Source organism: Tepidanaerobacter syntrophicus, from assembly GCF_001485475.2.
Taxonomy (GTDB): Bacteria; Bacillota; Thermosediminibacteria; order Thermosediminibacterales; family Tepidanaerobacteraceae; genus Tepidanaerobacter; species Tepidanaerobacter syntrophicus.
In genome coordinates this window covers 191,893-216,459 of the sequence record NZ_DF977003.1, presented here as the reverse complement: position 1 = coordinate 216,459, position 24,567 = coordinate 191,893, and the positions used below count along the sequence as shown (strand labels likewise).

The following is a 24,567-nucleotide window of genomic DNA, read 5'->3' as shown; positions in this document are numbered from 1 at the left end:
GATGCTTTTTGTATTTATATAACTTCGTTTTCATTCTTTTTTAAGGAGCCAAATCTTTCAGGGCTTAATTTGCTTACATCTATAAATGTCTTACCTTCTGTAATAAGATCAGCTACAATTCTTCCCGTAACAGGGGAAAGTGCTATTCCATCTCCTTCGTGCCCTGCGGCAACAAAAAATCCTTTTATATCTTCTATTGGCCCTAATAACGGCAAACCATCGGAAGTATACGGCCTTAAGCCGGCAAAAGATCTTATTGTATGAATATTTTTTAAGGCAGGCACGAGACGTGTGGCATTTTTTAAAACTGCTTTTAGCGCTTCATGTGTTGTACGTTTGTCATACCCTACAAACTCTCTGGTAGCTCCTATTAATATTTGGCCGTCATGTGTCTGGCTAAGGGATAGTCCCACTCCGAGACGTGTTGCAGGATCATTGGATTCTTCGAGTATTTTGGGATTGTATTTTGCAACAATATATTTTGCGCAAAGCACATCATGCATAACAAGCTTCGGAACAGGCTCTGTTACAACTATCTGCCCCCTCCTGGGTTTTATCGGCAGAGAAATTCCTACCAGTTCACCGATAAACGGAGCATATACTCCTGCTGCATTTACAACTGTATCCGTTTCTATTTCACCTTTTGGTGTAATTATTGACCTTACTTTGTTTTTTTCTAGTTTTATATCCAGCGCCGGGGCATTCAGCATTATTTCGGCACCCAGCTTTTTGGATGCCTTTGCGAATGCAAAACATAGTTTCATGGGATTAACATGAGCATCATCAGGACTATATGTAGCTCCTAATAAATGCGGCGACAGTCCCGGTTGAATCTCCAATGCTTCTTTTAAGTCTAAAAGTTTTACCGAAAGACCGACTTCTTTTTGGCGCCTTGCAAAATCCCTCATTATATTCATCTGTTCATCATTTTCTATTAAAATCATGCCTCCGCAAGCTTCATACTCAATTTCCGAACCAAGTTCTTCTGCAAGAGGTTTATACATTTTTGCACTTTCTATCGCAAGTTGAAGATGAATACCCGGGTTTTTAGATTGAAGTATTATATCGATATCACATGCCCCTGAAGAGCCGGAGGCTAAGTCATCTTTTTCCAATAAAATAACCTTTAGGCCTTTCTTTGCTAAATGATATGTTATCGAATTGCCTATGACGCCACCGCCTATAACGACTACGTCAGCACTTTTTTTCACTCGTCTTCTCCCTCCACAATTTCGCCGATTTTAATCGCACGTACAGGGGGTCTTGAAGTAGGCGGTTTTATTTGGGCCGGATCTTCAACTTTTGAAAGCATTTGAGTAACTAAGCGCTGGCACGTTCTGCCTTGGCACAGGCCCATACATACACGGGTTCTGCGTTTAACTCCTGCTAAAGTAGTCGCTCCATCTTCGATGGCCTTTTCTATTTCCTCTCTTTTTACTTCTTCACAACGACAAATAAATTCATCATTCATCATTTATTCCCTCTTTCTAAACGTTTAATGCTGCGAACATCATCTAGATATTCGGCAGGTATCTCCACCGTTATAACCGCAGTAGCGTCATATTTGGGAGATTTTATTATTCGAAGCACTTTACCGCGGGTTACTTGTTTTCCTGCCCTGTCAACACACCAAACTTCGTCTCCTTTATTAGGCAAAGGGTAATATTCAAAAGGAAAGCTAACTTCTGCCTTTTCTCCCGAAACACTCACAACGAATATTGCAAGACCCGGACATGCAGCTATGCAGGTTCCACATCCAATGCATTTTTCTTCATCAAGCACCGGCAAATTCGTTATAGGTTTTCCTACGCTTATGGCACCATAAGGGCATGCTTCCTCACATGGATTGCAAGGTATTTCCTGCACACACTCTATACATGCTACCGGTCCTTTTTTGATTCGTTCTTTAGACGGAACGCCGGGAATCTTTAAAAGCTCTTCTTTGGACGGAAATCCTTGATATATTATACCTTGCTGCTCTGTCATACTAATTGCCCCCTTGCGTTTACCTGCTTTAGTTTTGCCTGAAATCTTCCTTCACCAAACGGCCCGGTTCGCAGTGCGTCCAGTCTATTCCAGATTTCGTTCTTTAGCTCAAGGGCTTTTATTTTATCATAATATCCCAAACTTTCCGCACATGCCACACCTGCAAGCCGTCCTTCCTCCATGGCCGAAGATGCTTCTTCCACTCCTGTGATATCACCGGCCACATAAACTCCTTCAAGCGTTGTTTCCATATTCCTGTCGTGAATTGGAACTTGGCCGCCTAATGGAGGTATATAAACAAATTCGCATCCCGCCATCCATGCAAGTTCCGTTAGTGGAGAAAGGCCTACCGCAAGACATACCGTATCAGCTTCAAAGCTTTTTTCAGTACCTGGAATTTGCTGCCAGTTTCTATCAAGTTCGATAGTTACAACTTCTTCGACTTTTTCTTCTCCAATTATTTCTTTAATCGTCGTAGAAACATATATCGGAACACCGGCTCTTCTGATTTTGGATGCATGCACGCCATATCCCCCTATTTTCGGGGCTGCTTCTATAAGTGCTACAACATCGGCTCCTGCTTGCATTAGCTGATATGAAACTATAAGACCTACATTGCCGGAGCCTACCATAATTATCTTTTCTCCGGGCAAAACCCTATTTACATTAATCATGGTTTGTGCCGCTCCTGCTCCCATTACGCCTGGTAATGTGCATCCCGGAAAAGCTAGGGCATTTTCGGAAGCTCCGGTTGCAAGAACAATTTTCTCTGCTTTCAATGTATGATCTTTACCATTTGTAATGTAAGCTATAAGGCGGTCTTCATATATACCGTAAACTGCCGCATCCAGCACAACTTCAACACCAAGTTTTTCAGTTTCTTCCAAAAGCTGCTGCCCTATTCGAAATCCTCTGGTACCTGCCCTGTGCTCCCGCGATCCAAAAAATTTATGGATTTGTTTAAAAAGCTGTCCGCCCGGCTTTAAATTTTCATCTAAAACAACAACTTTCGCGCCGGCTTTTGCAGCCTCCACAGCACATGAAAGACCTGCAGGACCTGCTCCTATTACAGCTATATCTGCTCTCTTCATGATTGCTGATCACCCCATTTTCCCAAACCCTTTTGTGTATTTATGATCATTCCATCTCTAACAGGCGTTACACATGTCCTGACGTTCGGAACACCGTCCACAGTCATTACACAATCTGTGCATCTTCCAATAGCGCAAAATATGCCCCTAGGTTTATGGTATTTTTGTGTTTCTCTAAACTTTTTTATTCCTGCCGCCAAAAGAGCTGCGGCAATGGGCTCGCCTTCTATTGCCGGGATTTCTTTTCCGTCTACTGTTATTTTGGCATTAAACTGCCTGGTTTCATCTCCTAATATAGGATGATGTATTACGCGCAATTTTCTCCCTCCAATTCTTGTTTCAAATAACATTTTAGGCATTAGTTTAAAATATCTGACCATTTTGCTTAAATAAACTGTTATGTAATTAAATTACAATGCAAGAACTATGCCTTCCAAGCCATCGGAAATTATAGTCTAAAAGCCTGCAGCAGAGCCGGTTTAACTATCGGGCAAAATTTCATTGCAGGCTTTATTTATAAATATTATAAAGCATAATATTGCAAAGCAAAAATGGTATTTAGCAATTTTTAAGTAAGCGTAGATAAATAGCCGCTTTTATAAGGCTTGCAGCATTTTTAATTATTAGAAATTATTTATAACAATTGGAATTAAATCTAATTCATTTATGGAGTAACATCAAATATTTCAATACCTTCAATACACATACTGACAAGCTTTTCCACATCAATATCCTCTTCGGCTTTATGGACTTCGCAAATAGCCGGACGTATTTTTGGATGCTTAGGTACAAACACCGAACAGCAGTCTGCATATGGCTCTATTGAAATATCATATGTGCCGATTTTTCTTGCAATATCCATTATCTCGATTTTATCAAACCCTATTAGTGGGCGAAAAATCGGCATTGAAGCCACTTCGTTGGTTGCAGCAATTGCTTCCATGGTTTGACTTGCTACTTGTCCAAGGCTTTCCCCTGTAACCAATGCTTTGGCTCCGCGTTCTTCTGCGATTTTGTCAGCTACTCGGACCATCATACGCCTCATCATGATTGTCAAAAATTCTTCAGGTGTATTCTTCCCGATTTCTTTCAGCGCTTCTGTAAAATTCACAACATGAAGCCGTATTTTACCCGAATAACCGGCAAGCACTTTGCAAAGATCGATTACCTTTTCCTTCGCTCTATCAGTGGTAAACGGAAAACTGTGAAAATATATAGGTTCTATTTCCACGCCTCGCTTCATTATCATATATGTTGCAACAGGACTGTCTATACCGCCGGAAAGAAGGGATATGGCTTTCCCGGTGCATCCTATAGGAAGTCCTCCCGGTCCGGGAATCTTCTCAGAGTAAATAAACGTTTTTTCTCGTATCTCGATATCAAGTCTTATATCAGGATCATGGACATTTACTTTAAGTCCTTCTATATTACTTAGAATGTAAGCACCGACCTGTGCATTTACCTCGGGAGATTTAAGGGGAAACGATTTATTGGGCCGCCTGGTTTCAACCTTAAAAGTCTTGCCGTAATAGTCTTGTTCTTTGATTACCTCAAGAGCGGTATTTTTTATATCTTCAATGTTGTTTTCGCAGCTTACGGCAGGGCATATATAAACTATACCAAAAACTTTTTTTAAGGCTTCTGCCACTTTTTCTTTCGGTGCTTGCGTAAAGCAATAAATTCTGCCATGGACATTTTTTAACTGCACATTCTTGTCGTAAGGCATAATAACCTGTTTAATTCTTTGAGTCAGCATTCTTTCAAAAAATGGCCTATTCTCGCCTTTTAAAGCAATCTCTCCAAAACTTATTAAATAAAGTCTTTCCATTTCCTACCTCCGCACAAATTTTCGTATTTCGCAGACTTCCTCGGTTAAGGTTTCTATTACATAATCTATGTCATCTTCTGAAATAAAATGCGATAAGCTAAATCTTATTGCACTATCCTGTTCCTCTAAGCTTTTTCCAACAGCCTTTAGAACATGGCTTGCTCCGCCTTTGTGAGATGAGCAGGCAGAACCTGTTGACACGAATATACCTTTTCCTTCAAGGGCATGTAAAAGTATTTCCCCTCTTGTTCCTATAAAAGAAGCATTTAGAATATGGGGAGCGCTGTTAATTTCCGGAGTATTTAAAACAACGTCAGGAATTTTTTCTAATATACCATCTTTTAAGCGTTTTTTAAGGCTTTTCATTTTTATTTTCCATTCTTTCATATTCTGTGTAATCTCCCAAGCAGCACAGCTAAGGCCTGCTATTCCTGGCACATTTTCGGTTCCTGAGCGAAGCCCTTTTTCCTGTCCTCCGCCATATATAAGTGGTTCTATATTTGCATTATCCCTTACAAAAAGAACGCCAATGCCTTTAGGAGCGTGGATTTTATGGCCACTTACAGACAGCAAATCTATTCCTGCTAAAGCCGGCACAAGGTCAATCTTACCAAATGCCTGGACTGCATCAACGTGAAAAAGTATATTTTTATTGTAACTCTTAATCGCTTCAGCCGCCTCACTTATAGGCTGAATAGAGCCGATTTCATTGTTTACATACATTATGCTCACTAAAACTGTATCCTCGGTTAAAACCTTTTTTAAATCATTTATGTCTATGAAACCATCTTCGTCAGTATTAAGATATGTGACTTTATACCCTTGCCTTTCTAGAACTTTAAAAACTTCTAAAACAGATGGATGCTCAATGTTAGTGGTAATTATATGATTGCCGCGACGTTTGAGGCTTAGCGCTGCTCCTCTGATTGCCCAATTGTTAGATTCTGTGCCTCCTGAAGTAAAGTAAATTTCATTTGCTGTCCTTCCTAAAAAACTCGCAATTTTTTCTCTGGCTTCTTTTATTATCTTTTCAGCTTCTATTCCTTTTCTATGCATAGAAGAAGGGTTTCCATAATACAGCGTCATCGCTTCAAAAGCAGACTTAGCTGCATTATCAGAAACTCTGGTTGTTGAACTATTATCAAGATATACTTGCCTCAATTTTATCACCTGTTCACTTTATTAAATATGTTACTTTATTATATCAATAACTTTAGATGGTGTCATCAGGATTGAAATAAGGGCCTATACAGACTGAATAATTTGTCGAAGAGACCAAGATGCTTGTTCCCTTATTATTTCCGAAGGGTCTGTAGTTAGATACTCAAGAGTTTTTATCGCCCCTTTATACCTTATGTTTCCCAGAGCGCATATGGCATTTCTTCGAATAATATTTCTGCCTCGCCAGCCGGCTGCTGTAGGCTTAAACATCCTAATAAAATCTTGTTTGCTAAGAATTGCTAGTTTTTCTAGATTTTTTTCTAAAGGTACATCCGGAAAAAATTCCTGGTGATTTGGGATATTGACATCCTTGTTATAAGGACAGACATCTTGACATATATCGCACCCAAAAATCATATTTCCAAGAGTTTCTCTGAATTCTTTTGGGATTTGCCCTCTCATTTGTGTGATATAAGAAAGACATTTGTGTGGATTTAACTTAAAAGGCTCTATTAATGCGCCTGTAGGACAGACAGCTATGCATCGGCCGCATTTATCACAATAAGTTTCGGCCGGATCGTCTGATTCAATCTCAATATCAGTAAGTATCTCCCCTACGAACACCCATGAGCCGAATTCAGGAGTAAAAAGGCAGGTATTCTCTCCAATCCACCCTATTCCTGCACGAGCTGCAGCAGCTCTTTCAATTAGCGCACCTGTATCTACCATTATTTTAAACTTGCCTGGTTCTTTTTCTGAAATGAAATCTGCTATCCTGATAAGCTTTTCATTTAAAACATTATGATAGTCTTTAATTTGTGCATATTTGGAAATTTCGCCTTCAGGTATATCAACTGAAGAAAATTCTTTTTTTACAGAAGGTTCTATAAGATAGCCAATCGCAAAACATATAATCGTTTTAGCTCCGTCAAGAAGTCTTTGAGGATTGCATCTTGCTTCCATATCTTGTTCTTCAAAAGGAGAAATTAGCTGCTTTCTCTTTCTTTCTTGCAAAATTTCTTTTTCTTTTAAAAAAGGATCTGCCGACGCAAAGCCTACTTTATCAATGCCTATTTCTTTTGAAAAGCGAATTATCTCAGATTTTAAATTCATTTTACGCTCCGATTTGAATTTTTTTCGAAAATCTTTATAATTGTATTATATAGTAAAAAAGCCATTTTAGGAATTCAAAGGAGGGTTTTTCATGATATCAGACCAGCAGATAGCCCGTATTAACGCACTTTATAAAAAACAAAAAGGCGAAGGTCTTACACCTGAAGAAAAACAAGAGCAGGCATACCTTCGCAGGCTCTATATTGATTCTGTGAAAGTCAATCTAAAGTCGCAATTGGATAACATAGAAATTGTGGAGCCTTCAGATGATCGCAGTTTTTCGGATGACAGTGTCGAATAAAGCTTGGCAAAATTAAATAATATTGCATCCTAAGGTATTTTTTGCTTCTTTTAAAGCAAAATCATGGGCAGTGCTATCAAAAGATGCAACTGCGTCTTTATAAATACTCACCTTATATGCTAAATTTCGCGCATCAGCAGCAGTATAGAGAACACAAATGTTGGTGCAGACACCTGTCAAAAATATTTCATCTATATTGTTTTCTCTTAAATATAAATCCAGATCGGTTCCGAAAAAGGCGCTGTAGCGTCTTTTTGATATTACTTTATCCACATCTTTTACGTCTAAATCACTAATTATTTTTGCACCGGCAGTGCCGGCAATGCAGTGAGGGGCAAACATCTCAAATTCTTTATCATTTTTTTCATGGTTATCGCAAATAAATATAATGGGGTATTCATTTTTACGAAACTCGCTTATTTTTTCTTTTATAATATTTATAATTGCTTTACCTTGAGGCCCAACGCTTAATGCCCCGTCTTCATCAATAAAATCATTTAACATGTCAATTACTAATAAAGCTTTCACCGGAGGCTCTCCTTTCAAATAACATTTAGATTTTTAGATAGAAAACAATTCACTTATATTATAGCATGTTTTTAGAAGTATCACTTATAAAGAAGGTATGAAAACAGTTATGCAGCAAAGCAAAGAGAAAAACGATCTCATTTTTGGAATAAAACGAGCTATACCCATTGTGTTCGGGTATATCCCAGTTGGATTTGCAATGGGTGTTACAGCATCTAATACAGGCCTGACTCCCTTTGAAACCGGTTTGATGTCTGTATTTGTTTATGCAGGCTCAGCTCAATTTGTAGCAATAGATATGATAAGATCAAATGCAAGTTTCATCGCCATTATAATAACTACATTTTTGGTAAATTTAAGGCATTTACTTTTCAGTGCTTCGCTAGCGCCGCATTTTCAGCATATAAAGCAAAAATTGATTTTCATCATTTCTTTTTTTATTACTGATGAAAGCTTTGCAGTAAGTATTACTGATGCGGAACAAGGTTCTTTATCTCATAGTTATTATTTAGGTCTTTATATTACCGCTTATCTAAGTTGGATTTTAAGCACCGTTATAGGTGCTGCATTTGGTAATCTGATACCGGATACTAAAGCTCTTGGCTTTGATTTTGCACTGCCTGGGATGTTTCTTGCTTTGTTATGTATGCAGCTTAAAAATATTAAATTCATTTTTGTGTCGTTAATATCAGGATTGCTTTCCATCATTTTGATATATCTAATGCCGGGAAACTGGAATGTTATTTTAGCTGCCGTAATCGCAGCGGTGATAGGAGTGTTTATTGACGATGAGGACTAGCTTAAGTTACTTATATCTCGTGCTTACTATGGGTTTTGTAACATATCTTTTAAGAATGCTGCCTGCCACACTTCTTTCAAAAAAGAAAATCCCAAAATTATTTGTCAAGTTTTTAAAGTTCATTCCTGCAGCTGTACTTTCCGCTTTGCTTTTTCAAGGTGTATTTATTTATGGAGGAAGATTGAATATTTCTTTCTATAATCCTTTACTGGTTGCTTCGATAATAGCCTTTCCCATTGCTTATAAGACAAAAAACATGTTTGCAACGGTGCTGGCAGGAATGGGCATTGTTATGTTGTTTAATTATATAATATAAATCATATAAAAACGGAGGCGAATTGTATAATTAAATGAAACACAACTAAATAAACAACGCTCATGAGAGCTTCTCTGTTATAATGTTATCAATGACAATAAACAGAAACGGAGAAGATCATGAGCTTAGTATATTGTATCAGAACACGAGAAAAAGGTAAACATCTAACATTTTCCGAGCGAGAAGAATTAGAAGAAATGGTAAAGCAAAACAATGCCGCGCCAAAGAAAGAAAAACTGAGCCAGCGTAAAATAGCAGAGCGGATGGGTGTAAGTCCTGCAACAATAAGCCGGGAATTAAAGCGCGGAAAGGTAGTATTATTAGATACTTATTTGCGGGAAGTAATCAGCTATTCAGCTATAGTAGCACAAGATGATTACGACAATAAGGCAAGCGCTAAAGGACCTCATTTAAAGATTGGCAAAAATAGACGATTAGCAGATAAGATTGAAGAATGCATTATAGAAGAAAAATATTCTCCCTATGCCACAATAGAAAAACTAAAAGACGATAGCAGCTATCAAGAAACGCCAATATCAGTGCGCACCCTTTATAATTACATAGACCAAAACTTATTGCTCAATGTAAGCAAAAAAGATTTACCTCGAAAAGGAAAGAGCAGCAAGCGAAAATACACCCGAGTGACAAGGCGAATAAAGGATATAACTGCAAAGCGCATAGATGATCGCCCAAAGGAAGCTGATGGCAGAGATGAGTTAGGCCATTGGGAGATGGACTGTATAGAGTCAGGACGCGCAAAAGGAAGAGCCTGCCTATTAGTACTTGTAGAGAGAATGAGCCGAAAAACACTGATATTCAAGATGCGCTCTCAAACACAAAAAGAGGTTAAAAGACAATTAGATCAATTAGAAAAAAGAATAGGAACTAAGCGCTTTGGCATGGTGTTTAAATCGATAACAGTAGATAACGGCAGCGAGTTTTTGGATTGGAGGAACTTGGAACAATCATGTGTAAGCAGCCGGGGCATATTGCGTACCCAGATTTATTATTGCCATCCATACCATTCATGGGAAAGAGGAACTAACGAACAGGTAAACGGCCACATAAGGCGATTTATTCCAAAGGGCTGTGCAATTTCAAAATACAGCACAAAAGAGATTTTAAAGATTCAAGAATGGCTAAATACATATCCGCGAAAAATATTAAATGGAAAAAGCGCAAGAGAATTGCTTAAAGAAGAATTAAGAAAATGTTCATAGAGCAAAAGCAAAATTCTTCTCCCCTAGGGGAGAAGAACATAGACTGATGTAGAAGAGTTTACAAGATACATAAACAATAACATATTAACAGAGATAAAAGTGTTTCATTTTAAGTTGCATTTAGCGTCATATAAAAACGGAGTAGGAATCTATTGACAGAAAAGCAATAAGAAGGTATAATATTTTATGGCACTGCGGGCGTGCTGGAATCGGCAGACAGGCATGTTTGAGGGGCATGTGAGAATTTCTCGTATGGGTTCAAGTCCCATCGCCCGCACCATTTTTATTTTATACATCGATTAAATATGAAAAATAGTTATTTAAAAGCCGGTCGCTTTATCATAAGCGCACCGGCTTTCGTATTGTTGCTTTATATAAACAGTTTTAACAGAAAATATATTGCCGTAACCGCCCCAAACATAATAAAAACCGGAGGCAGTAAAAGCTCAAAAATCGCTATTGTCATAGCAAGTATATCTTTTGAGTCAAAATCATTCTTCTTTGGTAAACTCATTGTTTAAGCCACCACTCACTTATATTGTAAAATACATTTATAGGATTTGGATTTACACCCTTTACCCTAGTATTTAGAGCCAAAATATCATTTGGGCTGTATAGAAATAAATAAGGTAAATCTCGGCTTATAATCTCTGAAGCCTTATATAAAAGCTCTTTTTTGTTATTTTCATCCCGCGATGTCTGTATTTTGTTTAAAACATCATCAAGCTCTTTGCTTGAATAGGAAACGAAATTATAGCCATTTTTTATCTCGCTGCTGGAAAACATAACTCCAAGATCCGGGTTTGGCGCTAGTTTCCATCCCATTATAGCCGCTTCGTACTTTTTGCTCATAACTTTACTTCGAAGTTCTTCCCAGTTTAGATTTGTTATCTTTACAGAAATCCCCAGTTCTTTTAAGTCTTCTGCTATATGAGAAGCAGCTTGATATCTGGCGCTATCTGACGCATTAACTAGTAATTCAAATTCAAATTTGTATTTTTTTGTTCCAATAGTCTTTTCTAAAATTCCATCACCATTTTCATCTTTCCATCCTAATTCTTCAAGCTTTTCAGCTGCAAGTTTTTTATTGTATTCTATGTGCTGTGCATTAGGATTGAATGCCCATGAATACGGCAGAATCGGCCCATCTACAATAAGTCCTCTTCCCCATATGGTGTCTTGAAGAATCCTGTTGCGGTCTATCCCCATTAACATCGCTTGCCGCACATTGGCATCGCTAAATAATTGGTTTGTAAGATTTAAAGCCACAAACTCAAAATATCTGGAAGGATATTGAAGCATGTAACTATCTTTTACTTCGCTAAATTTATCATAATCTTCTTGTCCGATTTCAATAACATCTATAGAGCTGCTCATAAAAGCCTCTTTTGCCGTTTCTTTATCTGGGAAGATTTTTATATTAACTTCCTTGATATAAGGTTTTTTATCGTAGTAAGACTCGTTCCTTTTTAATGTTATTGAATCACTGGTTTTGCTGACAATTTCAAAAGGTCCTGTTCCGGCAAACGATTGACCTGATGCGTTGCTTGCCTTTAAAGCTTCAATAGACGATGCCGGAATGATACCGCAAGTAATTTTGTTAAGAAAATCCGGATCCGGCTTATATAAATGGACTACAAAAGTTGCGGCATTGGGTGCGTCATAGCTTTGGACATTATTAAATTCTGCAAACAAGGCCTGTGTGTTGCTTTTTGCCGATTTTTTCAGCTCACGAACCCTGTCAAAAGTAGCTTTTACATCATTTGAAGAAAAACTCTCGCCGCTGTGCCATTTTACATCCTGCCTAAGATTAAATGTATATGTGGTTCCTGTTTCATCTATCTGCCAATTTTCAGCAAGTGCCGGCTGAATTTTACCTTGCCCATCAACTTTTACAAGACCTTCATAAATAAGGCTTAAAATATTTTTGTCATCTTCATTTGCAGCATTTAAAGGATCTAAATTCAGACTTGACATTGCCGCAAGATTTATGGTACCACCGCTTATAGGCTTTTCAGCTTTGCTTAGTTCATTTTCGACATTTGAACTTTGAGAGCCAGATTTACTCAAATTAGAGCATGCCCCACTGAAAAATATTGTTAGGATAATAAGGATTACTCCCGCTGCTTTCTTATTCATAATAACCTCAATAGATCATTTAACTCTTTTAAGTTTTGGATTATCTATCATTCCTGGAATTCTGCCTCGTTTTGCGATAGGTTTGCCGTCTACCATCTTTAAATCAAGGGTCATGTCAATAGGAGATGCTCCTGATATGTAACTGCCAACACCAAAAGCATCGGCACCGGCTTCTATAAGGACCTTTATTCTTTCCGGCGTAAGACCGCCCGATACAAAGATTTTTACATAATCATATCCTTTTAGGTCCAGTCGCTTTCTGACTTCATAAACCAAATCAGGCGTGACTCCTCCCCGCTCACCGGGAGTATCCAGTCTAACTCCTTGCAAGTCCTTTCCGAGTGCCTCTGCAACATTTATTGTTTCTTCGGCTTCATCTTTAAAAGTGTCTACTAGAATTATTCTAGGGGAATCGGGCGGCATTATTTCATTATAGACCTTTGCGATTTTAACGGTATCTCCCGCCATAATTATAGCTGCATGTGGAATTGTTCCGGAAGGTTCTCTTCCAAGGAATTTTGCAGCCAAAATACAGCTTGCATTATCGGCGCCACCTATGATTGCTGCTCGCTCCATAACAGGTGCTACCGCAGGATGAACATGCCTTGCTCCAAAGCATATACAAAGCCTCTCCCCTGCTGCTTCGCGACAAGCTCTGGCTGCTGTTGCCCAAGCGCTGGAATGAGCTAGAACCCCTAAAAGTGCGGTTTCGTATATGCCAAATTCCTCATAAGGTCCTTTTATTCTAACAACGGTATCTTTCGGTTCGAATGTCTCACCTTCCGGCACCGCATAGACTTCTACATTTTTGTTTTTTAAAATATTTATAACCTCTTCTGTACCGCACATTACCCCATGTTTGCGTGGAAATATTTCTGCCACTACTTCTTTTTGAGAAATATTCATATGTCTTAATATTTCCATAGTTTTGATAAAATAAATGTCTGTGGTCATTCCTGCTATTATCTCATCATGACTTGCTGAAAATAACGGTCTTTCAGGATCAATTTTAATATCTTTTACATCATTTAAGTTTTTGAGTTCTTTCATAAGCCAAACCTCTCTTTTTTCATTTTGTGAACTGCATAATTACCGCGACTATGCCTGCCGCTGTAAGTGGCCCTACGGGAACGCCCTTGAAAAATGCTACACCTATAATAGAACCAAGAATAATACCTATAACTATCTGGGGACTTGTTGATATCAAATCTGTTCCCTTGCCCGACAATATGACAGTAACAGCTCCTGCAATAAGAGCAGCAATTGCCGAGGGATTTCTCATGGCATCGCTTACATCTTTTGAGGTAATTTCCCCAGTTGCAAAGGGGGCTATGATGCCCATTGTTAAAATGATTATACCCCATTTTAAAGCGTTTTTGTCAAGAAAAATTAACGCTTGCTTTAAATTGGCAAGCCGTAAGGTAAGAACTACCGCAGCTGCCAGAGCAAGTGAATTGTTCTTCGATAGAACGCCTAAGACAAGTATTGCTAAGATAATTAAAACTCCTTGATCCATAGGTATTCACCTACCATTTCAAAATCTAAATCTCTTCATGAGATTTTAGTCCACATTTTGTCTACTTGCTTTTTTGTTTCTTCAATACTTGAGTTATTGTCTATGACTCTATCTGCAAATTTCAGTTTTTCGGCTAGTGGCATCTGAGATTTTATTCTTTTTAAAGCTTCATCCTTTGTAATGTCTTTTTCTCGTGCCATAAGCCTTTGAAGCTGAATATCCTCATTAGCTGCAACCACCCATACTTCATCTGCGATTTTATCAAGACCTGTTTCTATGAGTAGTGCCGCATCAATTACAATGATTTTTTTGCCTGCTTTTTTATATTCCTCAACCTGTCTTTTAATTTCTTCTATAATCTTAGGATGAGTAATATTGTTTAATACTTCAAGCTTAGCTTTATCAGAAAATACAATATGTGCAAGTTTCTTTCTATCTATATCGCTTCTATCATCATTTAATATCTCATCGCCAAAATAATTCAATACTTCAAACCAGGCAGGCTCGCCCTTTGACATTATTTCTCGTGCAATTTTGTCTGCATCTATTATAACAGCGCCTTTTTCTTTAAGCAATGCCGTTACAGTACTTTTACCGCTGGCTATACCTCCTGTAAGACCGATTACCGTCAAAAGTATTTCTCCTCTCTAGAGCTCTTCCCATGTATACCCTTGATGGATATCCACTGTAAGGGGAACTTTCAGCGAAAAGGCATGCTCCATGCAATCTTTAAGGATGTCTTTTACCTTAGACAATTCTTCTTGCCTGCTGTCTAATATAAGCTCATCATGAACCTGTAAAAGTATTTTTGCACCTAACCCATTTTCTTTTAATGCCTTATAAACATTAACCATAGCAATTTTTATAATGTCTGCTGCACTGCCTTGAATGGGAGTATTTACTGCTGTCCTCTCTGCAAAAGACCTAAGGTGATAATTTTTACTGTTAATATCAGGAATATAGCGGCGGCGGTTAAGCAATGTGGTAACATAACCTTGTATTCTAGCAGATGCAATTGTTTCGCGTATAAAATCTTTTACCTTTGGATATCTTTTAAAATACGCATCTATATACTCTTTAGCTTCTTTGTTTGATATCCCAAGGTTTTGCGCAAGCCCATAATCGCTTATACCATATATAATACCGAAATTCACCGCTTTTGCCTTGTTTCTAAGGGAAGGTGTTACTTCTTCTAGCGGCACGCCAAAAACTTCGCTGGCCGTTCTTGTGTGTATATCCTCTCCCTTAAGGAATGAATCTATAAGACCGGGATCCTCTGACATATGTGCTAAAACCCTTAGTTCTATTTGAGAATAATCACCTGATAAAAGAAGGTGCCCCGGCCCGTCGGCAGTAAAAACTCCTCGAATATGCTTGCCTTCCTCTGTTTTTACCGGTATATTTTGGAGGTTTGGTTCTGTACTGCTTATACGTCCTGTAGTTGTCACCGTTTGATTAAAGCTGGTATAGATTCGAGAGGTTTCTTTATCAACTAAGGCAGCCAAGCCATCAGCATATGTAGACTTCATCTTCATTACGAACCTATAATCTAAAATTTTATCGATTATAGGGTGTAAAGGTCTTAATTTCTCCAGTACCTCGGCATCTGTCGAGTATCCGGTTTTGGTTTTTTTAATTACCGGCAATAAAAGCTTTTCAAATAGGATTTCACCTAACTGTTTTGGCGAATTTATGTTAAATTCAGTTCCTGCCAGCTCATAAATTTCCTTTGTGAGGAGATCTAATTTTTCTCCAAATTTAGCAGAAAGTTCCTGGAGTTTGCCCAGGTCTACTTTTATCCCTGCATGTTCCATGTCTGATAAGACAACGCTAAGGGGTATCTCAACTTCGTATAAAAGTTTACTCATATCATACTCTTTAATTTTATCATCCATTACATCCCTTAAAGCAAACATATGAATTATTTGCTCTGTAAAACTTGCTGTATCCGGCATCGCAGCTCCTAAATATTCAGTTACCAGTAGCGGTACGTCATATCTTGGCCTTGAAGATTCCAAAAGGTAGGCGGCAAGCATTGTATCGAATTGGCATTTAAAATCGATATCTAGTTGTCTTAGCGCATTTCTTATAAATTTACTATCATGTGTAATTTTATATACTGCAGGATCTTCTAAAAGTTGTTTTAGCGTTTTCCTAACATCGCTTTTCTCAAGTAACTTTCCAGATACAAAAGCATATTCATCTTTGGCACAAATATACAGTCCATCTATCTTATAAGATTTAAGGTTCTTCTTTTTTGCATCTACAAGAATCGAAAGTCTTTTTTCTATAGCTGCTAACTTTATTACGTCCTCAAGGGAACTGTTATTTTCTGCAAAATTCATATCTGCTGCATTTTCGGTTTCCTTGACATTTTTATTGTCTTTAATATTTTTAGATAGGCGGTCAATCAAGCTGTAAAATTCTAATTCTCTAAGCAAATTCATTAACTTGTCATAGTCAGGTTCGCGATATTTAATATTGTCAAAATCAAATTCCAAGGGTACATTTGTCACAATAGTTGCCAAGTATTTGCTGTCTTTCGCCTGATCGGCATATTTTTGTATGTTTTCTTTTAGTTTACCTTTCAGTTTATCAAAGTTCTCTAATACATTTTCAAGACTGCCAAACTCTTGAAGAAGCTTTGCAGCTGTTTTTTCACCTATTCCCGGTATGCCCGGGATGTTGTCGGATTTATCTCCCATTAAACCTTTTAAATCCGTTATAGCTTCAGGAGAAATTCCATACTTCGAGTTTATTTTTTCAAGGTCGTAAGCCTCTATGTCTGATATGCCCTTTCTGGTAACCAGGACTTTAATATTGCGAGATATAAGTTGAAGCTCATCTTTATCTCCGGTTACAATTATAGAGGAAATTCCTTCTTTCTCGCCTTTCTTTGAAATAGTGCCTATGATATCATCTGCTTCGTACCCGTCGATTTCAAAAAAAGTGATGTTCATGGCCTTTAATATCTCTTTTAAAAGATCGAACTGGCCTATTAATTCTTCCGGAGTAGGCGGACGTGTGCTTTTATACTCAACAAATTCTTCATGTCTAAAAGTCGGCCCTTTTTTATCAAAGGCTACTGCTACATAGTCAGGCTGTTCTTCTTGTAAAATCCTGAGCAGCATATTCAGGAAGCCATATACTGCATTAGTGGGCACTCCCTTAGATGTTCTAAGCGGAGGCAGCGCGTGAAAAGCCCTATGCAGCAAACTGTTTCCGTCTATTAAAAGCATTTTTTTCAAACTGGCTCCTCCATTCCGTATCTATAATGCCTGTTTTATTATTATTTCACCAAATTTTTTAAAAAACCTGCAAAGAAAATAAAAATCTATAAATCTTTGTATTTTAGATCCAGTTTCTTTTTCTATGGCTTCTCACTCTTTATTATAGTTATGTTTACATGGGGCAGCTCTATATCTTCATCCCATAAAGCCAATTGATTTTCTAAATCAATAATCTTGCTGCGAGTATTATAAAGCTCTTTTTGTATCTCAATTATTTCGCTTGTACCAGTTGCTTTTTGAAGTATCAAAGTCAGTTCTTGCTCATATTGACGCAGATAATCTAGTTTTTCAAGAGTGTTATCATAATCCTTACTGATATCTTTTGTTTCAACATTCCAGCTTAAGATGTTTTTCTCGGTTTTAAAGGTTTCCATAATTTTATCAACCTCTGCCTCCGGAATTCTTGCGTCTATTGAGGCTCTCTCAGGTGTTTTATTTGTGCCTTTCATTTCGATCTTGCTGTTTTCTATATAACCCCCTGCTTCTTCGGCAAGATTCGCAATTTGTTCTATTTTTCCGCTTAATTCTTCTGTATTTATCGAAATTGTGATGCTTTTTGTTAAGCGTTTCTGCATTGCTGTATCGCTTTCTGCAATAGCTGCAAAACTTTTTAAGCTCTCATCTGCTTTAAGGCTTCTGGCCTCAGGCTTAGTGCCTGTTGTATTTTCAGCAGCAGCTTGTGTGCTTTCTTTTGAAGCATAGTTCATATTAGAGTTTTTTCCTAAATTATAGAACGTGAAAATAAGCGTAAAAATTACTATTATGCCTGCAGCAGCAGTAAATTCCCTCTTATGGGATTGATAGAAATTAAGGAGCAGCCCGGAGAATGATTTTTTTGAAGACCTTTGCGTTTTGGAAATCTCATTAATTTTTTCCGAAAGATTGATGGAAAAATTCGGCGGCGTTTCTACTTCGCCCACTAAGTTTGTTAAAGCCACAGTTTGTCTGAGTTCTTCTACTTCACGTCTGCAATTTGGGCAGACTTTAAGATGCTCTTCCAGTAATTTCTTTTCTTCCGGACTTGCAAAGCCGTCCACATATTTATCGATTAAGTCGCTAAAGTCCTTACATGCGGCCATGTTGCTCCCCCCTTTGAAGCTCGCCGTCAGATGGTGTTTGAGAAAAAATCCCCATGTCTTTAAGCAATTCTCTCAAATTTCTGCGACCTCTATACAACCTTGATTTCACGGTACCTAAGGAGCAATTTAAAATTTCGCCGATTTCTGCATAACTAAAGCCTTGAACATCTCTTAGTATTACACATATTTTTTGCTCTTCAGGCAGCATATTAATTGCATCTGCTATAGCTTGTCTTATCTCTTTATTTTCTATAAATTCTTCAGGCAGTTGGGTCGGCGTTCCCAGATTTAAATGATTATGTATTTCTGATTCTTCATGGATGGGGAGAGTAACTTCTCTATGTTTTCTTGAAAAATCTATGCAGGTATTTACAGCAACTCGATACAGCCAGGTGGAAAAACTTGATTCTCCTCGGAATTTATCAAGGGAGGTAAATATTTTAATAAAGATTTCCTGGCTTACATCCATTGCATCTTCGGCGTTATTAAAAAACCTATACACGGTATTGTAGACTTTTTTCTCATAACCGGAAATCAAGTCTTCAAACGCAGACATATCCCCTCTTTTTGCCCGGTATATGAGTTCTCCTTCAATATTCAATTTTACCGTGCCTCCCTATATGTTGTGGGCAAAAATTTAAATAGCATTTGGTTTTGCTGATCTTTCAGCGGTCAAGATTCCAACCAAAAACTAAAAAAGCAGAGCTTTGGTGTTTTCGTCCAAGCCCTGCATTACTTGTCGCATCTGGTGCCGAAGGCGGGAATCGAACCCGCATGGTATTGCTACCACTGGATTTTGAGTCCAGCGCGTCTGCCAGTTCCACCACTTCGGCTTGCATGTGTTTATAATATTATCATATGCTAAGAAATTTTTCAAGCAAGTTTTATTGTATATTCTACTCCGCTAACACAAAATCTATTTGGCGCTCGGCAATATTTACTTTATAAACTTTTACTTTTACAATATCTCCTATTTTAAATACTCTTCCTGTCCTTTCTCCTCGAAGTGTCATGTTTTTTTCGTTAAAATTGTAATAATCATCTTCGATATTGCTTACATGAACAAGGCCTTCGATTGTATTGTCCAGTTCTACAAATATACCAAAAGGTGTTACGCCGGAAATAATTGCCTCATAAACATTTCCAATTCTAGTAGACATATATTCGGCAATTTTAAGATCTACGGATTCTCTTTCAGCCTCATCAGCAATGCGTTCTCTTTCCGATGAAATTTTTGCAACCTTTTCGACTGTTTTACTTAGTTTTTCTTGGCGCTTTAAATCAAGTTTATTTTCCTGCAGTTCTCGCAAGATTCGGTGTATCTCCAGGTCAGGATATCGCCTGATCGGTGCAGTAAAATGCGTATAGTAAGGGGAAGCGAGGCCAAAATGCCCTAAATTTATCTCGCTATATCTGGCTCTTTTTAGTGAACGAAGAACCATGGTATTTACAAGACGTTCTTCTGGTTTTCCTTTAGCTTTCTCCAAAACTTGCTGTAGTGATTTTGGTTTTACTATATTGCTATTGCCTTTTATTGTATAACCTAAATTATAGAGAAATTCTCTTAAAGATTCAATTTTTTCTTCATCCGGTGTTTCATGAACTCTGTAAATAAACGGAGTTTTTAGCCAGAACATATGCTCTGCAACTACTTCATTTGCAGCAATCATAAATTCTTCAATTATGCGGCTTGCTATTCTTCGCTCTTCTTTGGCTACATCAATCGGTTTTCCGTTCTCATCCAAAATAACTTTTGCCTCATCTAAATCAAAATCCAGACTGCCTCTTGCAAATCGCTTAGCTGTAAGCTTTCCGGCCAGTTCCTTCATTAAGATAAAATCCTCTACGAGGTAATCAAAACGTTTTATAAACTCAGGGTCTTCATCTTCTAATATTTTGTTGACCTGAGTATATGTCATTCTTTCACATGTTTTTATAATTCCAGGTGTTATAGTGTAGCTTAAGATTTCGGCGTTTTTATCAAAATCAATAACTACGCTCATGGTAAGCCTGTCTACACTTGGATTTAAACTGCATATTCCATTTGATAGTTTAGGCGGAAGCATAGGAACTACTCTGTCTACAAGATATACACTGCAGCCTCTTCTTAAGGCTTCCTTATCCAGTGGGCTTCTTTCTTTTACATAGTAGCTTACATCCGCAATATGCACTCCGAGTCTGTAGCCATCCTCTGTCTTTTCGATTGAAATTGCATCATCTAGGTCTTTTGCATCTTCGTTATCTATAGTGACGATTTTTAGGTGGCGAAAATCTTCTCTTTTGGCAAGATCTTCTTCCCTGACTTTATCGGGTATCTCTGCCAGCTGCTTTACAACTTTTGGCGGGAAATCCAAGGGCAGATCATATTTTTTTATAATAGAAAGCACATCTACACCAGGCTCATCTTGATAGCCAAGTACTTCGATTATTTCCCCTGTGGGATTTCTATGTCTTTCCGGCCATTCGGTTATTTTTACTACAACCTTCTGCCTGTTTTTAACTCCTCGTGCCTTATTTTTCGGGATAAATACATCATAAAATATTCGTTTGTCGTCAGGAACTACAAATATGAAGTTCTTGCCTCTCTCTACAGTTCCTACTATCTTGTTATTGGCCCTTTTCAAGATTCGTATTACTTCTCCCTGCTTTTTATGAGCTCCTTTAGGGGCTATTTTAAGTCTTGCCAGCACTATATCCCCATGCATGGCTCCATTCATGTCTTCACGGGCTATATAAACATCTTCAATTTCAGGATTGTTAGGAATCAAAAAGGCATATCCTGCCGGATGGGCTTCTACTTTTCCGGCGACTAAATTCATTTTTTCCGGAACGCCATACCTTCCCCTTCTGTTTTTTACCACCAGGCCATTCTTTTCCATGTAATCCAATGCTTTTATCAACTGATCAATTTCGCTTTTATCAACGTTTAAGGCGGAAATAAGCTCTTCCGGTGTCATCGGCTTATATGCCTCTTTATTCATAAATTCAATCAATCTTTCATTTAACGCCATCGGCATCTTCTCCTATCTTGTATGAGCTCCTTTTATTTTATACATAATTTATAAATATAACAATATTAAAATGTGGTTAATGTAAAATGGGTTATAATTGAAAATGCTGTAAATACATGGTATGCTTTTAAAAAATGAGTAATAAAATGAGCGGGGGCAGGTAGATGAGTATAAAAATAATAAAGAAACCTAATTCTGAGATTAAGTCCGAAAATAATAGCCAGATAAGAGAAAAGGTGTCAGATATACTTTTGCAAATACAAAAAAACGGTGATGAAGCTTTGCTTGAATTTTGCAGAAAATTTGATAACTATCAAAGTGAAAATCTGAGGATTTCCTCAAAGCAAATTCAAGATGCCTATAAACATATAGATTCTGAATATATAAAAGCACTAGAAACAGCGGCTTATCGCATAAAAAAATTTGCTTTATATCAAAAAGAAGCGATAAAGCCTTTGGAGATAGAATTATCTGCAGGTGTTACCGTAGGGCACAGAATAATTCCTGTTTCATCTTCAGGTTCTTATGTTCCCGGGGGAAGGTATCCCCTTCCTTCATCTGCGCTTATGTCTATTATTCCGGCCAAAGTAGCCGGCGTAGAAAGGGTAATAGCTTGCTCTCCGCCTGATAAATCTATCGGTACAATTCACCCTGCAACGCTTGTTGCAATGGATATGGCAGGTGCTGATGAAATTTACTGTATGGGTGGAGCACACGCTATCGGTGCTCTTGCTTTTGGCACAAAAAGTATTGCACCCGTAGATATTGTAGTGGGGCCGGGAAATCAATGGGTAACTGAAGCGAAAAGGCAAGTCAGCGGCAGTGTGGGAATAGATTTTATAGCAGGCCCCAGTGAAGTGCTTATAATTGCAGATAAAACAGCAAATCCCGCTTTCATCGCTGCAGACCTTTTGGCTCAATCCGAACACGACCCAAATGCTAGGGGAATATTAATATCGCTAGATGAAAACCTCATTCAAGAGGTTCTAGAGTATTTAAAAACTTACTTAAATGATCTTCCTACACAATCTGTTGCAAAACGTTCATGGGAAAACAATGGCACAATATATTTTGCAGACAATATCATTGAAGCTGTTGAACTTTCAAATAAAATCGCACCTGAGCACCTTGAATTACAAGTATCAGATGTAAACCTGCTAATTCCAAAACTTTATAATTATGGTTCATTGTTTATAGGACCATGGTCGGCAGAAGTATTTGGAGATTATGTTTCAGGAACAAATCATATCCTTCCAACTATGAAAGCCGCCCGCTACACAGGTGGAGTATGGGTCGGCACATTTTTAAAGGTTGCAAGCTATCAACAAATCTCACCTGAGGGGGCAGAAGAACTTGCTCCTATCGCATCCGAGCTTGCAGAACTTGAAGGACTTTTCGCTCATAAACTTGCGTCTGATTTGCGAAAATAAGCAAAGAAGATAGTGTCATGTTCGATATGACGCTATCTTCTTAAGATCTCTTTAATGTATAAATTTAATGAATAAATAGTTTTAGCATTTTGGCGGATAAGTCGGCGCATCTTCCGGCATTACCACTTCTCCGTTATATATTTCACCTATTAGCGCCAGCTCGTCTGTTAAGTCAAAGTAGGTATATTGCAGCCCCATGTAATTTCCGCCTTGAAGTTCATGGATACCTTTATCTGCAAGGAATTTAACAACATCGTCATAATTATCTATGCCAAGTGCCACGTGATGAATTCCCGGTCCATTGGTTTTTAGAAAGTCGTAATATACGCATTTGTCATCAAGAGGTTGTATAAGTTCCCATTGAATTCCATTAAAATCACAAGTAGCAAGCCTCATTGCGTAATCTACACGTTTACCCTTTATAGTCATATTTTTTACGGTATCTTTGTTGAAATCTAGAATTACCCATGGCCCTATTCCGTATTCATCATAATACTTTTTCAAGTATTTATCTAAATCGTCTACCACTATGCCTACTTGAAGAAGGTTTTTAAATATTGGTTTTTGCATATTTTCACACCTCCTTCTTTTATAATTTTTATTTCGGACTTATAGCGCTAGCGTGGCAGGATTTTCCAGGACTTGTTTTAAATAAAGCAAGAATTTCGCTGCTGCAGCTCCGTCTATGATTCTGTGGTCAAAAGACAGGCTAAGGGTCATGCTTTGACGTATGGTTATATTATCGTTTATCACGGCAGGTTCTTGATAAATCCGATTTACGCCTAATATTGCACTTTCAGGTGGATTAATTATTGGCGTAAAGCTGTCAATTTCGTACATTCCCAGATTAGTTACCGTAAAGGTGCCTCCTATTGTTTCATCAGGTTGCAGCCTATTTTCTCTAGCTCTTATGCTTAAATCCTTGATGCAATCAGATATTTCTTTAAGAGATTTTTTATCTACATCCCTTACCACGGGAACAATCAATCCATTTTCCAACGCCACTGCTACGCCGATATTGATATTCTTATTTTTGATTATAAATTCTCCATCGGTAGACCAATTTATATTGGGATATTTTTTAATAGCTATAGCACAGGCTTTTACTATTATGTCGGTAAAGGTTATTTTAATTTTCTCATTCATATTTAGTTTACTTCTAAAATCTACCATTTCTGTCGCATCAATTTTTATATTTTCTGTGACATGAGGTGCCTGTGTCCAGCTTTGCTTCATCCTTTGAGCGATTATTTTTCGCATGTTGTCCATAGGAATTTTTTCTACTTCAGCTTTTTCTTCCTTTTCTTTGGTGCCGGCAGTCTTTGATGCCATATAGTTCTTTACATCCTCTTCCGTTATTCTGCCTCCGGGGCCTGTCCCCTGAATTTGAGATAAGTCAAGGCCATTTTCTTTTGCCAATTTCTTTGCGATAGGGGTGGCTTTTATGAAGCCTTCAGACGGTGGGGTAACCGCTTCTTCTTTTGCCGCTGCTTTAGGGATTTCGTCTAATTTTTCTCCTTCGCTGATAATTATACCTATGGGTGTTGCTACAGGCACTTCTTCCCCTTCGTTAACTAGGATTTTGCCAAGGATACCATCAGCCGGGGCTTCTACGACATTTGTAATTTTTTCGGAAGATATTTCAGCTACCGCATCTCCTTTTTTTACCTTATCTCCTACTTTTATAAGCCATTTATTTAAAGTTCCTTTAGTCATTGTAAGGCCAAGTTTTGGCATAACAACATTTACCGCCATGTTC

Annotated in this window: 25 protein-coding genes and 2 tRNA genes; 6 read left to right on the top strand and 21 right to left on the bottom strand. The window is 37.9% G+C overall.

Annotated features, from left to right (window positions below; all coding sequences use genetic code 11):
- Positions 1–14: 14 nt before the first annotated feature.
- The 8 genes from TSYNT_RS09895 to queG form a co-directional block, all read right to left on the bottom strand.
- A complete protein-coding gene (locus TSYNT_RS09895; protein WP_059033615.1) occupies positions 15–1,211 on the bottom strand; it encodes an NAD(P)/FAD-dependent oxidoreductase in 1,197 nt (398 codons plus the stop codon).
- Complete coding sequence (locus TSYNT_RS09890) at positions 1,208–1,474, bottom strand: (2Fe-2S)-binding protein (RefSeq protein WP_238142698.1); 267 nt, start codon at positions 1,472–1,474, stop codon at positions 1,208–1,210. Before TSYNT_RS09890 ends, TSYNT_RS09895 begins: the two co-directional genes overlap by 4 nt.
- Positions 1,471–1,986 carry a 4Fe-4S dicluster domain-containing protein gene (locus TSYNT_RS09885; RefSeq protein ID WP_059033611.1) on the bottom strand — a complete coding sequence of 172 codons (516 nt, stop codon included), beginning with the start codon at positions 1,984–1,986 and terminating at the stop codon, positions 1,471–1,473. Before TSYNT_RS09885 ends, TSYNT_RS09890 begins: the two co-directional genes overlap by 4 nt.
- Entirely contained in the window at positions 1,983–3,077 is a 1,095-nt protein-coding gene (locus TSYNT_RS09880) for an NAD(P)/FAD-dependent oxidoreductase (RefSeq protein ID WP_059033609.1), read from the bottom strand. Before TSYNT_RS09880 ends, TSYNT_RS09885 begins: the two co-directional genes overlap by 4 nt.
- Positions 3,074–3,394, bottom strand: a complete 321-nt coding sequence (locus TSYNT_RS09875) for a (2Fe-2S)-binding protein (RefSeq protein WP_083497739.1) — start codon at positions 3,392–3,394, stop codon at positions 3,074–3,076. Before TSYNT_RS09875 ends, TSYNT_RS09880 begins: the two co-directional genes overlap by 4 nt.
- A 347-nt stretch (positions 3,395–3,741) precedes the next feature.
- Positions 3,742–4,905 carry a tRNA uracil 4-sulfurtransferase ThiI gene (gene thiI / locus TSYNT_RS09870; RefSeq protein ID WP_059033607.1) on the bottom strand — a complete coding sequence of 388 codons (1,164 nt, stop codon included), beginning with the start codon at positions 4,903–4,905 and terminating at the stop codon, positions 3,742–3,744.
- Positions 4,906–4,908: 3 nt separating this feature from the next.
- On the bottom strand, positions 4,909–6,066 hold the full coding sequence (locus TSYNT_RS09865) for a cysteine desulfurase family protein (protein ID WP_059033605.1): 1,158 nt from the start codon (positions 6,064–6,066) through the stop codon (positions 4,909–4,911).
- Between the two features lie 84 nt (positions 6,067–6,150).
- Positions 6,151–7,179, bottom strand: a complete 1,029-nt coding sequence (queG, locus tag TSYNT_RS09860; RefSeq protein ID WP_059033603.1) for a tRNA epoxyqueuosine(34) reductase QueG — start codon at positions 7,177–7,179, stop codon at positions 6,151–6,153.
- A gap of 91 nt (positions 7,180–7,270) precedes the next feature.
- On the opposite strand from queG, the gene TSYNT_RS09855 reads away from it, so the two are divergent.
- Complete coding sequence (locus TSYNT_RS09855) at positions 7,271–7,480, top strand: DUF896 domain-containing protein (RefSeq protein ID WP_174221092.1); 210 nt, start codon at positions 7,271–7,273, stop codon at positions 7,478–7,480.
- Between the two features lie 12 nt (positions 7,481–7,492).
- On the opposite strand, the gene TSYNT_RS09850 is transcribed toward TSYNT_RS09855, so the two are convergent.
- Positions 7,493–8,008, bottom strand: a complete 516-nt coding sequence (locus TSYNT_RS09850; RefSeq protein ID WP_059033601.1) for a cysteine hydrolase family protein — start codon at positions 8,006–8,008, stop codon at positions 7,493–7,495.
- A 97-nt stretch (positions 8,009–8,105) separates the two neighbouring features.
- Between TSYNT_RS09850 and TSYNT_RS09845 the strand changes: the two genes are divergently transcribed.
- The 4 genes from TSYNT_RS09845 (at position 8,106) to TSYNT_RS09830 (ending at position 10,623) form a co-directional block, all read left to right on the top strand.
- Positions 8,106–8,807: an AzlC family ABC transporter permease gene (locus TSYNT_RS09845; protein WP_238142696.1), complete on the top strand. Its 702-nt coding sequence runs from the start codon at positions 8,106–8,108 to the stop codon at positions 8,805–8,807.
- Positions 8,797–9,123: an AzlD domain-containing protein gene (locus tag TSYNT_RS09840; protein ID WP_059033599.1), complete on the top strand. Its 327-nt coding sequence runs from the start codon at positions 8,797–8,799 to the stop codon at positions 9,121–9,123. The genes TSYNT_RS09845 and TSYNT_RS09840 overlap by 11 nt, the downstream gene beginning before the upstream one ends.
- A 119-nt stretch (positions 9,124–9,242) precedes the next feature.
- Complete coding sequence (locus tag TSYNT_RS09835; protein WP_059033596.1) at positions 9,243–10,343, top strand: IS30 family transposase; 1,101 nt, start codon at positions 9,243–9,245, stop codon at positions 10,341–10,343.
- 194 nt (positions 10,344–10,537) lie between these two features.
- A tRNA-Leu gene (locus tag TSYNT_RS09830) sits at positions 10,538–10,623 on the top strand.
- Between the two features lie 90 nt (positions 10,624–10,713).
- On the opposite strand, the gene TSYNT_RS11870 is transcribed toward TSYNT_RS09830, so the two are convergent.
- From TSYNT_RS11870 to rnr, 10 genes are all read right to left on the bottom strand, one after another.
- Positions 10,714–10,857 carry a hypothetical protein gene (locus TSYNT_RS11870; protein ID WP_174221091.1) on the bottom strand — a complete coding sequence of 48 codons (144 nt, stop codon included), beginning with the start codon at positions 10,855–10,857 and terminating at the stop codon, positions 10,714–10,716.
- Complete coding sequence (locus TSYNT_RS09825) at positions 10,854–12,482, bottom strand: ABC transporter substrate-binding protein (RefSeq protein WP_059033595.1); 1,629 nt, start codon at positions 12,480–12,482, stop codon at positions 10,854–10,856. The genes TSYNT_RS11870 and TSYNT_RS09825 overlap by 4 nt, the downstream gene beginning before the upstream one ends.
- Positions 12,483–12,497: 15 nt before the next feature.
- Complete coding sequence (locus TSYNT_RS09820; RefSeq protein WP_059033593.1) at positions 12,498–13,532, bottom strand: nicotinate phosphoribosyltransferase; 1,035 nt, start codon at positions 13,530–13,532, stop codon at positions 12,498–12,500.
- Between the two features lie 19 nt (positions 13,533–13,551).
- Positions 13,552–13,998, bottom strand: a complete 447-nt coding sequence (locus TSYNT_RS09815) for a DUF441 domain-containing protein (protein WP_059033591.1) — start codon at positions 13,996–13,998, stop codon at positions 13,552–13,554.
- A gap of 35 nt (positions 13,999–14,033) precedes the next feature.
- Positions 14,034–14,630, bottom strand: coding sequence for a dephospho-CoA kinase (gene coaE, locus TSYNT_RS09810; protein ID WP_059033589.1), 597 nt, complete (start codon positions 14,628–14,630; stop codon positions 14,034–14,036).
- 15 nt (positions 14,631–14,645) lie between these two features.
- Entirely contained in the window at positions 14,646–17,237 is a 2,592-nt protein-coding gene (gene polA, locus TSYNT_RS09805; RefSeq protein WP_238142729.1) for a DNA polymerase I, read from the bottom strand.
- A 131-nt stretch (positions 17,238–17,368) separates the two neighbouring features.
- Positions 17,369–18,367: a DUF4349 domain-containing protein gene (locus tag TSYNT_RS09800; RefSeq protein ID WP_059033585.1), complete on the bottom strand. Its 999-nt coding sequence runs from the start codon at positions 18,365–18,367 to the stop codon at positions 17,369–17,371.
- Positions 18,354–18,968 (bottom strand): RNA polymerase sigma factor, encoded by a 615-nt coding sequence (locus TSYNT_RS09795; RefSeq protein WP_059033582.1) that lies wholly within the window; start codon positions 18,966–18,968, stop codon positions 18,354–18,356. The genes TSYNT_RS09800 and TSYNT_RS09795 overlap by 14 nt, the downstream gene beginning before the upstream one ends.
- A gap of 145 nt (positions 18,969–19,113) precedes the next feature.
- Positions 19,114–19,200, bottom strand: a tRNA-Leu gene (locus TSYNT_RS09790).
- Between the two features lie 63 nt (positions 19,201–19,263).
- The gene (gene rnr, locus TSYNT_RS09785) at positions 19,264–21,378 is read right to left on the bottom strand and encodes a ribonuclease R (RefSeq protein ID WP_059033581.1); all 2,115 of its coding nucleotides are present in this window, start codon (positions 21,376–21,378) and stop codon (positions 19,264–19,266) included.
- A 170-nt stretch (positions 21,379–21,548) separates the two neighbouring features.
- Between rnr and hisD the strand changes: the two genes are divergently transcribed.
- Positions 21,549–22,808 carry a histidinol dehydrogenase gene (gene hisD, locus TSYNT_RS09780; RefSeq protein ID WP_059034300.1) on the top strand — a complete coding sequence of 420 codons (1,260 nt, stop codon included), beginning with the start codon at positions 21,549–21,551 and terminating at the stop codon, positions 22,806–22,808.
- A gap of 81 nt (positions 22,809–22,889) precedes the next feature.
- On the opposite strand, the gene TSYNT_RS09775 is transcribed toward hisD, so the two are convergent.
- Both TSYNT_RS09775 and TSYNT_RS09770 read right to left on the bottom strand, forming a co-directional pair.
- The gene (locus TSYNT_RS09775) at positions 22,890–23,378 is read right to left on the bottom strand and encodes a VOC family protein (protein WP_059033578.1); all 489 of its coding nucleotides are present in this window, start codon (positions 23,376–23,378) and stop codon (positions 22,890–22,892) included.
- Between the two features lie 39 nt (positions 23,379–23,417).
- Positions 23,418–24,563 carry a dihydrolipoamide acetyltransferase family protein gene (locus TSYNT_RS09770; RefSeq protein ID WP_059033576.1) on the bottom strand — a complete coding sequence of 382 codons (1,146 nt, stop codon included), beginning with the start codon at positions 24,561–24,563 and terminating at the stop codon, positions 23,418–23,420.
- Positions 24,564–24,567 lie beyond the last annotated feature (4 nt).

Excerpts from the sequence above, each read along its gene's own strand:
- TSYNT_RS09890 (WP_238142698.1), bottom strand. The coding sequence starts at position 1,474 with ATGATGAATGATGAATTTATTTGTCGTTGTGAAGAAGTAAAAAGAGAG.
- TSYNT_RS09885 (WP_059033611.1), bottom strand. The coding sequence starts at position 1,986 with ATGACAGAGCAGCAAGGTATAATATATCAAGGATTTCCGTCCAAAGAA.
- TSYNT_RS09880 (WP_059033609.1), bottom strand. The coding sequence starts at position 3,077 with ATGAAGAGAGCAGATATAGCTGTAATAGGAGCAGGTCCTGCAGGTCTT.
- thiI (WP_059033607.1), bottom strand. The coding sequence starts at position 4,905 with ATGGAAAGACTTTATTTAATAAGTTTTGGAGAGATTGCTTTAAAAGGC.
- queG (WP_059033603.1), bottom strand. The coding sequence starts at position 7,179 with ATGAATTTAAAATCTGAGATAATTCGCTTTTCAAAAGAAATAGGCATT.
- TSYNT_RS09855 (WP_174221092.1), top strand. The coding sequence starts at position 7,271 with ATGATATCAGACCAGCAGATAGCCCGTATTAACGCACTTTATAAAAAA.
- TSYNT_RS09845 (WP_238142696.1), top strand. The coding sequence starts at position 8,106 with ATGAAAACAGTTATGCAGCAAAGCAAAGAGAAAAACGATCTCATTTTT.
- TSYNT_RS09840 (WP_059033599.1), top strand. The coding sequence starts at position 8,797 with ATGAGGACTAGCTTAAGTTACTTATATCTCGTGCTTACTATGGGTTTT.
- TSYNT_RS09835 (WP_059033596.1), top strand. The coding sequence starts at position 9,243 with ATGAGCTTAGTATATTGTATCAGAACACGAGAAAAAGGTAAACATCTA.
- TSYNT_RS11870 (WP_174221091.1), bottom strand. The coding sequence starts at position 10,857 with ATGAGTTTACCAAAGAAGAATGATTTTGACTCAAAAGATATACTTGCT.
- TSYNT_RS09825 (WP_059033595.1), bottom strand. The coding sequence starts at position 12,482 with ATGAATAAGAAAGCAGCGGGAGTAATCCTTATTATCCTAACAATATTT.
- TSYNT_RS09820 (WP_059033593.1), bottom strand. The coding sequence starts at position 13,532 with ATGAAAGAACTCAAAAACTTAAATGATGTAAAAGATATTAAAATTGAT.
- TSYNT_RS09815 (WP_059033591.1), bottom strand. The coding sequence starts at position 13,998 with ATGGATCAAGGAGTTTTAATTATCTTAGCAATACTTGTCTTAGGCGTT.
- polA (WP_238142729.1), bottom strand. The coding sequence starts at position 17,237 with ATGCTTTTAATAGACGGAAACAGTTTGCTGCATAGGGCTTTTCACGCG.
- TSYNT_RS09800 (WP_059033585.1), bottom strand. The coding sequence starts at position 18,367 with ATGGCCGCATGTAAGGACTTTAGCGACTTAATCGATAAATATGTGGAC.
- rnr (WP_059033581.1), bottom strand. The coding sequence starts at position 21,378 with ATGGCGTTAAATGAAAGATTGATTGAATTTATGAATAAAGAGGCATAT.
- TSYNT_RS09775 (WP_059033578.1), bottom strand. The coding sequence starts at position 23,378 with ATGCAAAAACCAATATTTAAAAACCTTCTTCAAGTAGGCATAGTGGTA.
- TSYNT_RS09770 (WP_059033576.1), bottom strand. The coding sequence starts at position 24,563 with ATGGCGGTAAATGTTGTTATGCCAAAACTTGGCCTTACAATGACTAAA.